5 protein-coding genes and 1 pseudogene are annotated in these 13,816 nt (G+C 46.3%); 1 reads left to right on the plus strand and 5 read right to left on the minus strand.

What is annotated here, in order from left to right; all coding sequences use genetic code 11:
• Nucleotides 1–120: 120 nt before the first annotated feature.
• Nucleotides 121–2,636, plus strand: a pseudogene (locus ACWGOO_RS08870) (Tn3 family transposase); the annotation flags it as partial.
• 84 nt (nucleotides 2,637–2,720) lie between these two features.
• Here ACWGOO_RS08870 and ACWGOO_RS08875 read toward each other — a convergent pair.
• The 5 genes from ACWGOO_RS08875 to ACWGOO_RS08895 all read right to left on the minus strand — a co-directional run bounded on the left by ACWGOO_RS08875 (nucleotide 2,721) and on the right by ACWGOO_RS08895 (nucleotide 13,812).
• Nucleotides 2,721–3,824: a hypothetical protein gene (locus tag ACWGOO_RS08875; protein WP_452482588.1), complete on the minus strand. Its 1,104-nt coding sequence runs from the start codon at nucleotides 3,822–3,824 to the stop codon at nucleotides 2,721–2,723.
• Between the two features lie 182 nt (nucleotides 3,825–4,006).
• Nucleotides 4,007–4,186 carry a hypothetical protein gene (locus ACWGOO_RS08880; RefSeq protein ID WP_452482590.1) on the minus strand — a complete coding sequence of 60 codons (180 nt, stop codon included), beginning with the start codon at nucleotides 4,184–4,186 and terminating at the stop codon, nucleotides 4,007–4,009.
• The gene (locus tag ACWGOO_RS08885) at nucleotides 4,183–4,434 is read right to left on the minus strand and encodes a hypothetical protein (protein ID WP_452482592.1); all 252 of its coding nucleotides are present in this window, start codon (nucleotides 4,432–4,434) and stop codon (nucleotides 4,183–4,185) included. The genes ACWGOO_RS08880 and ACWGOO_RS08885 overlap by 4 nt, the downstream gene beginning before the upstream one ends.
• A gap of 13 nt (nucleotides 4,435–4,447) precedes the next feature.
• On the minus strand, nucleotides 4,448–9,166 hold the full coding sequence (locus ACWGOO_RS08890) for a non-ribosomal peptide synthetase (RefSeq protein WP_452482997.1): 4,719 nt from the start codon (nucleotides 9,164–9,166) through the stop codon (nucleotides 4,448–4,450).
• A 20-nt stretch (nucleotides 9,167–9,186) separates the two neighbouring features.
• Nucleotides 9,187–13,812, minus strand: a complete 4,626-nt coding sequence (locus ACWGOO_RS08895) for an amino acid adenylation domain-containing protein (protein ID WP_452482594.1) — start codon at nucleotides 13,810–13,812, stop codon at nucleotides 9,187–9,189.
• Nucleotides 13,813–13,816: the final 4 nt, after the last annotated feature.

Genomic DNA, 13,816 nt, shown 5'->3' on the forward strand with positions numbered 1-13,816 from the left:
TTAAATTGGATGAACCTAAGGTTTTAACGCAACACAATTTATAGAAGGAGGTGAGATTATGAATGTAGTGGAACGATTTTCATTTTATCTGGAACAAGAAAGGAAGAGTCCAAATACCATCTGGCACTTGTCCGTTATCCTGGCTGGGCTTTATCTGAGTATGGGGATATTCCAAAACCAGTAATTCATTACATAGCGAAACAGTTACAACTGCCGCCTGAGTCTTTTGTGGACTATGCCCAACGTGAAAATACATTATGGGAGCATTTAGGAGAAATTCGAGAGGAGTATGGATATAGCAATTTCTCACCCCAACATCAGGATTACCTTCTACACCATTTAACAAAACATGCAATGGAAAATGGGAACACTCTTCATTTAATTGAAATAGCATTATCCTCTCTAAGACAATTCAAAGTTATATTACCTGCTATGTATGTAATTGAAAATGTAGTTTGGGAAGCTCGACAACAAGCGGATCAACAAGTTTATCGTATTTTACACGACACTCTAACACAGGAACAAAAACATAAAATAGAGTCCTTACTTATACCGACTGAAAATGGAATATCGCCTTTAGCGTGGCTAAAGGAGTTTCCGGGTCAGTCTTCTCCCGAAGCCTTTCTAAAAATTGTAGAACGACTAGAACGCATACGTGACATTAACTTGAGCATAGATACAACAGAAATTCATCCTAACCGTCTACGGCAGTTAGCCAAGGTTGGGGCGAGTTATGAACCTTATGCGTTTAGGAGATTTGATGAAGTAAGGAGATATAGCATCCTTGTTGCTTTTCTTTTGGAAATTACACAAGATCTAATTGATCAAGCAATTGAAGTCCATGATCGTCAGATGAAGGAATGGATGCTTTCACAGCATTAGATAGCGTAATGCCTTGGAATAAGATTGTAGAATCAGTTGAAGAAGCTAAGCAGTTATCTAGACCTGCTAACTATGATTATCTAGACCTATTGGAAACTCGTTACTCTTATTTAAGAAAATACACTCCCACACTATTGCGAGCACTTAAATTTGGGGCAACTAAGTCTGCTGAGCCTGTTTTACAAGCATTAGAAACCATCCATGAGTTAAATGAAGCTGGAAAGAGAAAAGTACCAACAAGCGCTACTCTGAGCTTTGTTTCAAATCGTTGGCAAAAGCATGTATATGACGAAGATGGTAATATTAATCGGCATTATTATGAACTTGCAGCACTAACGGAGCGAAGAAACCACATTCGATCAGGAGATATATTTGTTGGTGGAAGCAGGCAACATAAAGCATTTGATGATTACCTTCTACCTCAAGATGATTGGAAAAACACAACTGGTGTTCAAGATTACCTTGCGGTCCCACTTAAAGTTGAGGAGTATTTAATGGAACGTATAAACTCACTTAATAAGCGATTGGACTGGTTAACTCGAAACAGCCATGACTTAGAGGGAGTTGATATAACAAAAGGTAAATTCTACGTTCACCGGCTTGATAAAGATACACCTGAGGAAGCAAAAACCTATAGTTCTCGTCTGTATAGTCTGTTACCTAGAGTAAAGCTGACAGACTTATTACTGGAAGTGGCAAGTTGGACAGGGTTTCATGAACAATTTATTCATGCCTCTAGTAACAAATCTCCTGATGAGGAAGAGAAAAACATCTTATTAGCAACCATTATGGCAATGGGAACAAATATAGGTCTAACTAAGATGGCCGAAGCTACTCCGGGTGTAGGCGTTTCCTCTCTGCATGCCGATGCAAATCCTCATTACGGTACAGGAAAAGGCGCTACAATTTATCGATTTGTTAGTGATCAATTCTCATCTTTTTACACCAAAGTGATTAACACCAATGCTCGTGATGCTGTTCATGTTATTGATGGTTTGCTACATCATGAAACAGATCTTAACATTGAAGAGCATTATACAGATACTGCTGGATATACTGATCAAGTATTCGGTTTAACTCATATACTAGGGTTTCGTTTTGCTCCTCGCCTTCGTGACTTGGCTGATACTAAATTGTTTACTGTTAATGGAATACATGAGTATCCAGATGTACAAGCACTTCTTAGAGGGAAAATAGATATAAAGGTTATTCAAGAGAACTATGATGATGTATTACGCTTAGCGTATTCTGTACGGATTGGTAAAGTTTCTGGGGCTTTAATTATGGGGAAATTAGGCTCTTATGCAAGACAAAATAAGCTTGCAAAAGCACTTCGAGAAATGGGGAGAATAGAAAAAACGATATTTACTCTAGATTACATTTCCAGTAAGACGTTGAGAAGGCGTATACAAAGGGGATTGAATAAAGGCGAAGCTGTAAATGCACTTGCCAGAGCTATCTTCTTTGGAAAACACGGTGAGTTCAGGGAACGTGCTCTCCAAGATCAATTGCAAAGAGCAAGTGCACTCAACATCATAATTAATGCTATTAGTGTCTGGAATACAGTTTATTTAGAGGAAGCTATAAAGGAGCTCAAGAAAAGAGGAGATTTCAGAGAAGATTTAATGCCCCACGTGTCTCCATTAGGTTGGGAGCATATGAATTTTCTAGGAGAATACCATTTTGATGTGGCTTATGCTTCAAGTTTGCGTAACTTACGTCCATTAAATAAAAAAGATCCGGTTTATCCTTAGCAGGGTAAAGTCCGGGTCTTTTTTGTCGAAATTTGCTTAGCGTGGTTTTTTTCCAAAATGCTGGCGGTACCCCCTATAGAGCTTTTACAACTGGAGCTCCACTACTGTAGATGCGGCTTCTTGTCCGTTCACAAGCAGTATAATACGGTGTGCACCCGGATAATGGCGGCGGGTCGTCAGGTCTGCAAAACGGTGTGTCCGCGTACCTGAAAGACGGGTTCCTCCGGGAACGGTTTTGTCGGAAAGCAGAAATAGTTTACGTGAGGCTTGTCCTCTCGCCTTCACAAAGTCGATGCCGTATTCGATGCGGACTCGCACCGGGTCACCTTCCCGAAGTTGCAGCCCATAGCTCAGCTCACAGCTATCCCCGAGCTTTAACACAGACGGATCGGCGGTAAAAGACGCTTCCGTGACTAACGGTGATCCGTTCGTTTCTTCGGCATAGCCGAACAGTGCCATCACCTCGGGGCTGGACTTGCGAATCAGGGTCCGGCAGCCGTGACGTACAATCCAGTCGGTGTCGGGATGCGTGCCTTTCCATCGCCTAGCTGTTGCAATGACCGCTTCGGGATGGTCCTTAGCGATGTCGTTCAGGTTGTTGGCTACACTTTTACGTACATACAGTGAGGGATCGGCTTTCAACAGTTCCAGCACGGCCAATACTGGAGCGGGATCGCGCTTAAATATGGGCAACGCCTGCCCCCACGGCAGTCGTGGACGACAGCCTTCACTGGCAAGACGGCGGACGTGCTCGCTCGGATGAACCGCCCAGACCGCCATCTGGCGCATCATCCGTTCCGGTTCACGCAGTAGGAAGGGTCTCACGGCAAACTCCGCAGATGACTTCCGGGTGAAGCGTTCCAGTGCCTCCATGGAAAGCGTCCAATGCTCCTCCCCCTGTCCATACACCTCCACAAAGTCCGGGAAAAATAAGTACGGAAAACCGCTGCAATGCTCGTCTATGGCAAAAAGGACAGCCAAGGCTTCTTCATAACGACTTGGCAAGAACGTCCCCAATGTTAGTGAAATCCGCCGCATCCGGGCTTTTAGCTCCAGCTCATTCCATGTCTCGTCCATGACTTGATGGATAAATCCTTGGGTATCAAACGAGCTATGAGCAGTTTGTACTCTTTCACCGAAAAGGCGAAGAAAATCCTCTGTGTATATATTTTTTAAAGGTTCAGCCATCTTGTATCTCCTTTTGTATCCGAATGTAAATGACAGATTCATACCTTCGTCTATGATAACCATAAACGGCACTCCAACACCAGCACCAAAATGATCTGCCTCAACATCTCAACATGGCGAAGCCAGACATACTAAAAATGCCAGGCCCTGTGATGAGGACCTGACATTTTGCATGCTCTGGCTTATGAATTGTGGGAAGGGGCTACTCTTCCAATCTCCTCTGAAGGAATCTCAAACTGGCGAATATCCTTAACCAGAAACATAATCAATCCGCACGGGGTAATAATTTGAATCAAGGACGTTTGCAGTACATTGATGATGCCTGTAAAAATGCCTAATAACAGGGCTTCCAGCAGCTTCATCCCATCTCCGGCACAATGGAAAACACGTAGATTGCCAGCCCCATGGATACCCAGGAAACCGCGATGGTGATGCCGTTCTTTTTCAATACACTGACCAGAAAGGAAGCGACAAAAATACCGATAAAACAGGCCACATACAGCAGGACGATAGAATAAATGCTGTCCGCAATATTGGCAAAAGTACGAGAAGCAAAGAAACGGATAAAACGACTATCCTTAAACAATGGATTCACATCTTCATCTCTCATTACTGCGAAATGGTCAAAGCGTTAAGAGCCTGTCACTAGCAGCTTGGAAGATTTGATGGATATACTGTTCGTTCTCTTCATACGGAATGGTAAGTGAGATTTTCAGAATACCCCCTACATGCTCTGACTCAAAGAAAATAACCTTGTTGACATTAGCCTGTGTGCCTTCGGTATGCAGATTGTCGAGCAATTCTGCATCCTCTCGACACTCACCCAAATAGTTGAATACGATAGGCAGCTGTTCAAGTCCCTTTTTCAAAATGTTACTGGATACCGGGTAAGCTTTTTCCATTTCAGCATTGAAGATCAGATTGAAAAAGTTCAAATGATAGCGTGCAGCAAAGTCCAGGTGGGTGTGGATACTCTTTTCATAGGATTCAGTGTCATCTTCCTGCAGTACAACGGGTATATGATCAATACACTCGCCTACGGTACCAAAATAGTTTTGGTCGCCATATTGCCTTCCATAATTAGTAAACCAAAGCGGAACATCAGAGAGTTGGAAATAGCTGCTGAAAAAACGTACAGCCATTTGAAGTGAAATATCCCATATATTAATAGCTCCGTGCTGCTCTGAAATATCGCTTACATTCAGCTCCCAACGATATCTAGTAGTGTCCGCATAGTTGCGTTCTTCGGTCAGCGCATGAATACGATCATTGTTCTCACCAAACGTCTGGAGTTTGAATTGCTCGCTGATTTCCTGATCCCTAATTCCTTGAGGGCCTTGACGGATATGTTTTACATAATCCCGGTATTGCACCTCTTCTGTCGCATGTTCCTGCTGCGGACGATGATATTCATCAAGGAGTTGTCTGCGCAGGATGTCACTGCTCGTAGCATCAAAGATGATGTGCGAGCATGGAAATAACAGCAGATGCTCCCGCAAATTTAAGCGAACCAGGACGATCCGGTACTGCAACGACTGTGTAAGTTCATACGGTTCTAAAAATAGGTTAGAAGCGATGGATGAAAGCAGCCTGCGTTGTGCTTGCACCGGACAACCCGAAAGATCAACAGCCGGTAAAGAAAGATGCTCTGGCGCTGGACGCAGCTCCCATTCCCATGTTCCGGACGACTGAACAAGTACGCTTCTCAGCAATTCATGGCGTTGAAGAAGCCGCTGAACCGCTACAGTTAAGCGTCCGGTGTCCAAGTAGCTATCTAACTGCACAGCCATACCCGAACCTGCAAAATGCCGCAAATGGTACTGCTGAGCTGGTGCAAGCGGATAGCGCCCAATAGCATTCAGATTTAGTATATTGGTATTCCAGTCTGCATTTAACTCAGCGATGCTGGCAAGCCATACACCGGCCTGTTGTTTAAGTAAGGTTTCTTGTTCTTCGTTTGTCGGTATAGCTCCGAGAACTCTATCTGGTTCGTTGGTTCCCCAGCGGACGATATAATGCGGGTGCAGGTCTGGATGGATATGAGATTGGATAAATTCTGAGATTTCCTGAACTTGTTCTGCGTGAAAAGGCTCCACTTGCAGGAACAAATAGTTTTGCTTATCGGTGGGTACGGACTGAAGCAAGACCTGTACACCAAACGCTTCGGCAATAACCCGCTCAACCTCCTGAGCTTTCGCAATGAGCGTATCCGTGTTCACTCCACCCTCTTCACCACGTTGTAAAAGATCGGACAAGCTTCTTATCGTCTGATATTGAAGCAATTGATGTATATCTAGCGGAATGTTCGATTCCTGTACTTTGGATACCAGTTGAATGGCCTTTAATGAATGACCTCCAAGCTCGAAAAAGCCGTCGTCAATGCCGACCTTTTCAACGCCAAGCACTGTTTGCCAAAGGTTCGCCAACTGTTGTTCCACTTCATTTCTTGGAGCAACATATTCCATATCGGAACCACTGGTCATTTCTGGCTCAGGCAATGCTTGGCGGTCGATTTTACCGTTCGTCGTCAAAGGAAACGCCGGCAGAAACACATATTGGACAGGGATCATATAATCCGGCAACTGACCAGTCAAATGGGTCTTCATATCACTCATAGATAGCGGTACGTCGGTTGAGATATAAGCACAGAGCGTTTTTTGACCATCCTTCGTGCTTTTTACCGCTACATGTGCCTGCTGAACTGCATCATGTCTCATGAGCTGGGTTTCAATTTCCCCGGTTTCAATACGATATCCGCGGATTTTAACCTGCTGGTCTATCCGTCCGAGATACTCCAGATTGCCATCCGGTAGCCATCTGCCCAAATCACCTGTCCGATACATTCTTTCGCCCGGAATGAATGGATTAGGGACAAAATTTAGCTGGGTCAGATCATCCCTGTTCAGATAGCCACGCGCCAGACCATCGCCGCCAACACATATTTCTCCTTGAGCACCAATAGGCAGCAGCCTGCTCGAAGAGTCCATAATATAAACAGTTGAATTGCTAATTGGACGGCCAATAGGAATCCTGTTATATTCCTTATCTATCAGGAAATAAGTGGAAAATGTTGTGTTTTCCGTGGGCCCATAGCCGTTGATAACGTTCAGTCCCGGAGAATGTGCTCTAACCGTGTTAATGATCGCAGGTAAAAGCACATCCCCGCCCACCAGCAGGTGCTTTAGCGAAGCAAAGAGATCTGGTTTATGCTGAGCAAGTTGGTTAAACAAGGGCGATGTCAGCCACATCGTTGTAATACGATATCGGTCCAGCGCTTCACCAAGCTGAACAGCATCCAAGATTACGGATTCCGGTACAATGTACAAGCGCAATCCGTTCAGCAAAGCTCCCCAAATTTCAAAGGTACAGGCATCGAACACGAGAGCCCCGGTCAGTAAAATGCGTTCGTTCTCGGCAAATGGCATGTAATTGGTGTTCTTCACCAGCCGTATGACATTACGATGTTCAATCATGACACCCTTGGGGCGTCCGGTCGAACCGGATGTATACATGACATAGGCCAGATCGTCTGCCGTTGTCGATTGGGAAAAAATGAAGTCGTCGGATTCGTAGGAGCTGATGTCGGCTAGATCCAGAACAGTACCGGAAAAATCGAAAGTGTTCATCTGTTTTTCCTTGTCGGATAGGGTCAACAGAATTTCGCTACCGCTATCCTGAAGCATAAACATAATCCGTTCCTGCGGATAAGAAGGCTCCAGTGGCAAATAAGCTCCACCCGCCTTCAAGATACCAAGAATACCGATAATCATTTCTGGTGAACGTTCAGTCAATATGCCTACGATGGTATCCGGCGTAACACCCAGTTCCCGCAGCTTCGAGGCCAGTTGATTCGCTTTTATATTTAACTCGCGGTAGGTCAGCTCACGATTTTCAAATACAATGGCTACTGCATCCGGTGTTTTATCTGCCTGTTCTTCAAAGCTGTGATGTATGGTGTGGTCCGATGGATACGGTCTCCGTGTATCGTTAAAATCAAACAAGATCTGCTGTTTTTCCTCCGCTGTCAAAAGATCAATCTCCGAAACCCGGATATTTGGGTTCTGAATCACTTGCTCCATCATTTGGATGAGGTGAGCAGCCAATTGTTTAATCGCATTTTTGTTATACGTGAGCGCGTTATAGCTAAATTTGATTTCCAGCTCCCGGCCAGGCATGACGATTACATTCAAATCATAGTTGGTCTGTTCAATATCCTCTACTTCACCAACACGGAGGGCTTTAGGGTCTTTTTCCAAGCCCGTAAGCTCTTCCGAAACGGGAAAGTTTTCAAAAGCGACAATATGCCGGATCAGGTTTTGTTTTAGTACACTATGAGCTTGAATATCAGCCAAGGAAAAATAGGAATACCGATTGGACTCCATCAAGGAATCCTGTACGGACGCAAGCAAGTGGGAAAACCGCTGTTCAGCGGAGCTTTTAATACGTACGGGTATGGTATTAATGAATAATCCGACCATATTTTCAATACCGGGGATTTCATCAGGTCTGCCCGATACAACGGACCCGAAAATAACGTCCTTATTATTGTTGTACGTTTGTAGTACTAAGCCCCAAACGGTTTGAAATAAGGTACTGACGGTGACACGGTTTTGCTTGGCGATTTGTTCCATGCCTTGGGTCAGCTGCCTTCCCCATGTGCATATGAGTTGTTCTGCCTGAAACGAAGGATCGACGGATCGAGTATATCCGGGCACGACGGTTTCATTTTCAAAATCAGTCACATATTGTTTCCAGTAAGCTGCTGCTTCCTCTTTGTTTTGTCTTTCCAACCACTGAATAAAGCTGCTGAATGGATAGACAGGCTCTAATTTTAAAGGAGTATCGTCCCGAAGTGATGTGTAAATATCGAAAAAATCTCTGGCTACCGTCCGCATGCACCAGCCGTCCATAATAATATGATGAGAGATCCAGATGAGCTTGGAGGTATCCTCATCCCACTGTACAAGCGCTAATCGAATGAGAACCTCCTTCTCCAGATCAAAACCTCTCTGCCGCTCTTCCTGTAAAATGACTTGAAGTCGTCTGTGCTTTTCCGCATCCGGTAGACTACGCACATCTTCGGTATGGACAGGTGTAGCTGACCGTTCCTCTAGTACAATCTGAAGCGGGCGCTCCGTCTCCTTATACATGAACACCGTACGGAAAATATCATAGCGGTCCACTAGCTTTTGTAAGCTTCGGCTGATTAGGTTGGTATCCATAGCTTCATGAATGGTAATGATCGTTTGTTCGAAATAAGCCTCTGACTTTTCATCAAGTATGGAATGAAATAGCATTCCCTCCTGCATCGGGGATAACGGATAGAGGTCTTTAATTTTCACTTGGCTCAAAAAAATTCACCTCATTTCAATTGGTTTAACAGCTTATCTGTCAAGCGATTTGCAATATTTTCAAACTGGCCCTGAGACAATTGCCCATATGTAAAATCCGTCGGGCTTTGTTCTGCTGTATCCTTGGCGCAGCAATGGCGAATAAGTTCGATCAGATGATTCTTAAAGCTGGCTGTAAGTCGCTCCACCGTCGATGCTTCATATTCATGTGCGTTGTATTCGAATACAATGCGGAGTCTTTCGTCAGCCACCGCACCATGAATATCAAAGCTGGGCGCTTTTTCAGTCAGAGGGCTAATTTCAGTACCAGCAAACGTGGATAGTGTTGAGGTGCGCCATGTCGTACCTTCTCTGGCTTCTCCGTCAAAGCTAAAGCTGATCTCAGGTGGCTTGGCAGAAAAAAGAGTTGCTCTATCCTGCTGCTCCCTGTCAGTCAAGTATCGTAAAATGCCATATCCGACACCCTTGTTGGGTACACGTCGCAAATTGTCTTTAACCAGCTTAATCTGGTAGGCCAAATCTTCGGGCTTGCTCACGTCTACTACATACGGATACACGGACGTAAACCTGCCTACTGTGCGGGAAACGTCTACGTCTTTAATCACTTCCGTTCTGCTATGACTTTCCACCTGAACTGCAATTTCTGCATGTCCACCCCATTCACGGAAAGCCAACCCTAGCGCCGTCAGTAAAATATCATTTGTTTCTGTATTGTAGGCATGGTGCGCGTGTTTCAGCAGGTTCTCGGTTTCTTCTCGGCTGAATGTTACTTCCGATTGGCGACCCTCACGGTTCAGGCTAACTAGCACCTCATGATCTTTTGGCAGCGAAAGTATTTCACGAGCTTCTACCGCATTCCAATAGCTGATTTCCTGACGCGCCAGTGCATTTTGTGCATACTTGGACAGGCGTGCTGCCCATTCCTTATAGGAATCGGTCTTAGCGGGAAGCTGTAGCTTTTCACCGTTAGCTAACTGTTGGTAGGTTGTTTCCAAGTCTTCCAGCAGGATTCTCCACGACATCCCGTCTACGACAAGATGATGAATGACGATTAACAAATGATCGGCTTCCTGTAGCCGGAATAAAGCCAAACGCACAAGCGGGCCGTTGCGCAAATCAAAGTGGCTATGTAACGCGTCAGCGAGCTGCGCGATTTCTTCCTCAGGCTGGTCAGCATGTGATAAATCGTAGCTTTCCAATGTGAAGCGTTCACCTTCAGCTGTGCCTCTGTTATAGGCGACAGGTTCTTTTTCACGCTCATCAAAGGTGATGCGCAAGGCATCATGATGCGTGGTCAGCTTGTCCACGGCGCTTCGCAGCCAGGTTTCGTTCCATCTTTCGGCGTTCTGGAGCATGACTGCCTGATTGTAATGATGACGTTCTGTTCGATGATGCTCAAAAAATTCCCATTGGCTCGGTGTCAGTTCCACTGCACCTTGTACTGCCCCCTGCGGGATGGTTCGGGTTACTTCTTTAATATAAGGAACGATCAGAGCAATCTGCGGATAACGGAACAAATCTTTTATGTCCATTTTGAGGCCCCTCGCATTCAATCGGGCCGCAATTTGTAGTGCTTTGATCGAATCCCCGCCAAGCTCGAAAAAGTTGCTTCGCAAACCAATCGGCTTAACGCCAATGACTTCCTCCCAGATGGAAGCGAGTATTTGCTCCAGTTCGCTCTGCGGCGCTTCATACTCGACGTCGGTCAACACAAAATCTTCGGGTTCTGGAAGCGCGCGTCGATCAATTTTACCGTTATGGGTCAAAGGCAATTGATCCAGCACGATCATATGTGCAGGTACCATATAGCCAGGCAACTGTTTCGCAAGCTCTGTCTGCAGGAAGGATTTGTCATTTGTGCCTGCCACGTAGGCGCACAAATACTTTTGTCCGGTCTTGTCCGTTTTATCCGTGACCACCGCTTGGCGTACCTCATCCAATTGGAGTAGGGCCGACTCGATTTCACCCGGCTCGATCCGGTAACCGCGAATTTTTACCTGAAAGTCAACCCGGCCGATGAAATCAATGTTGCCATCCGGCAGCCAGCGCGCCAGATCTCCGGTGCGGTACAGACGCTCTCCACTCACAAAAGGATTGGGTACAAATTTTTCCGCTGTCAGGTCAGGGCGGTTCAGATAACCTCGAGCTACGGAAGCGCCGCCAATACACAATTCCCCGGCTACGCCAATGGGGAGCGGGCGCAAAGCCTCATCCACGATATATACTCTATGGTTCGGCAACGCCTTTCCAATCGGAACAATACCGGATGGAGACAGGCGTTCCGCCGTTTCTTCATAAAAGCTGGAATCAATAGTCGCTTCGGTCACACCGTAGCAATTCATAATGCGAATACGGTCACCGAAGCGTGTAAGCAGTGTGCGGTAGTTGTCTACACTACAACTGTCTGAGCCCGTCGTAACCAGCTTCATCGCACTGATATCTATGCCTTGTTCATACACATACTCCATGAGTAGCGTCATTAGCGCTGGCGGGGCATCAAATATGGTGATTTGATGTTCTTCGAGAGTCTTCGCCAGAGCTACAGGATCGCTGCGTACATGCTGAGGACAAATAACCATAGTGCCCCCGTTGATAAATGTCCGAGCCAGATCTCCAGCAAATACATCAAACGACAGGCTGGCGATTTGTAACAGTTTGACCTTAAATTCATCCATCCGATAGGCATCTCTATACCCCATCGTTGTATTGACATAGTGACGATGCTCAATCATGACTCCTTTGGCATTGCCCGTCGTTCCTGATGTATAGATAACGTAGGCCAAAGCCTCAGGGTCATGTATAGATTTGAATAGGAGCTCTGATTCGTCAGGGTTGATCGGAAATTCTGTCAGCAGTATAGGCAAGTCCAGCACTTCACCCGCAAAATCCACACCTTCCAGTAGTTCAGTCAGGGAAGACTGCGTGAGCATAATAGTAGCCCCGCTGTCCTGAAGCATGAAAGCAATTCTCTCCTTCGGGTAGGTCGGGTCGACAGGTACGTAGGCAGCTCCCGCCTTCATAATTCCTAACACAGCGATAATCATGTCTGCTGAACGCTCAAGCATCACGGCGACGAGATGTTCGCGTTGGACCCCACGGCTTTGTAGAGCTTGAGCAAGCAGATTGGCCTTCTCATTCAGCTCATGATAGGTCAGTGCGGTATCTTCGTAGATGACAGCGGTCTGTTCCGGGATACGTTCTGCCTGCGCCTCGAATATTCCATGAAACGTTCCGGCAGGATAATCGGTAACCGGCCCGCTCCATACATGGGTGAGCTCCGCCTCTTCTGTAGCGGTCAGCAGACGAATGTCCCGCAGCTGGATTTCTGGTGTGCGTGCAATCTGAACGAGTGTATGCTCCAAATGTCCGGCTAACCGTGTCATCACTTCATCGTTGTAAACATAGTTGTTGTAGGACAGCATGAAGCTCAGCGCTGTTCCATCCTCCACTTCGATGTTGAAGTGGTAAGGTGTTTCTTCGGACAGCTGGGCGTCCTCTACGACGAATCCAAGCCGTTCCTTCAGATTAGGCCGGCCAACCATATCCTCCAGCGGGTAGTTTTCAAATACAACAAAATGATCCATGAGTTGCTGCTTGAGCGCTGACTGGGACTGTATTTCAGCGAGTGAAAAATAGTCATATGCCCGTGATTGAACCGCGCTGCGCTGCACTTCACGAAGCAGACCTGAGAATGGCTGATCTGCATCCCATTTGATTCGTACCGGTATGGTGTTAATGAAAAGTCCCAACATCTGTTCAACACCTTCAAGCTCCGGCGGTCGACCGGAAACAACGGTGCCGAAGACGACGTCTTCACTTTGGTTGTATCCTCCAAGCACGACTCCCCATGCAGCCAGAAACAGACTGCTAAGGGTCGTTCCGTTGCGTTCAGCCACCGTCCGCAATTGACGGGTTGTTTCATCCGTGAGTGTTATTTTATGCTCATGCAGCAAGTACCCGGTTTCTGTCTGGAGCGGATGGGCTACAGGCAGGGTTGGCAGCACGGCTGGCTGATCATAGCCGTTCAGGACGGACCGCCAGTATTCCTTCGCTGCCTCCTTATCCTGCTTATCCAGCCAGCGAGCATAGCCAGTATAGGGCTGCGGTGTTGGCAGTTGTACGGTCTTACCCGCTTTCAGTGCTTCATAAGCCGCGAACAGCTCGTCTATAACGATGCCAAGGCACCAGCCGTCCATAATAATATGATGAAAGCTTAAAAGTAGCGTATATGCATTCGTTTGGGTTTGAAGCACAGCCAGACGAATGAGCAAATCCTTGCTCAGATCGTAACGATGGTTCCGGTCTGCGTCTGCGTAGCTGCGAATGGCTTCAGCTTGCTCTGCCTCGGGAATATTCGTCAGATTCTCGTAACGAAGCGTTGGATTTCGCTCCTTAAACACGATGAGCCGCGAGCGGGAGGCACTTTTATGATAAATATTCGAACGAAGCGTTTCGTGACGCTGTACCAGGGTCTGGAAGCTCTTTTGCAGAGCCTCCAGGTTCAGTTCACCCCGGATGGTCATTCGTACTTGCTCATAGTACGCCTGTGATTCTGGCTCCATCACCGTATGAAAGAGCATCCCCTCCTGCAAAGGCGTTAAATTAGCCACTTTTTCGATTTCAAGGCTTTTACTCATCGTA

The sequence above is a fragment of the Paenibacillus sp. NPDC055715 genome (assembly GCF_053617595.1).

What these genes read in the sequence shown, in the direction of transcription:
- ACWGOO_RS08875 (WP_452482588.1), bottom strand. Translation starts at nt 3,824, where the DNA reads ATGGCTGAACCTTTAAAAAATATATACACAGAGGATTTTCTTCGCCTT.
- ACWGOO_RS08880 (WP_452482590.1), bottom strand. Translation starts at nt 4,186, where the DNA reads ATGAAGCTGCTGGAAGCCCTGTTATTAGGCATTTTTACAGGCATCATC.
- ACWGOO_RS08885 (WP_452482592.1), bottom strand. Translation starts at nt 4,434, where the DNA reads ATGAGAGATGAAGATGTGAATCCATTGTTTAAGGATAGTCGTTTTATC.
- ACWGOO_RS08895 (WP_452482594.1), bottom strand. Translation starts at nt 13,812, where the DNA reads ATGAGTAAAAGCCTTGAAATCGAAAAAGTGGCTAATTTAACGCCTTTG.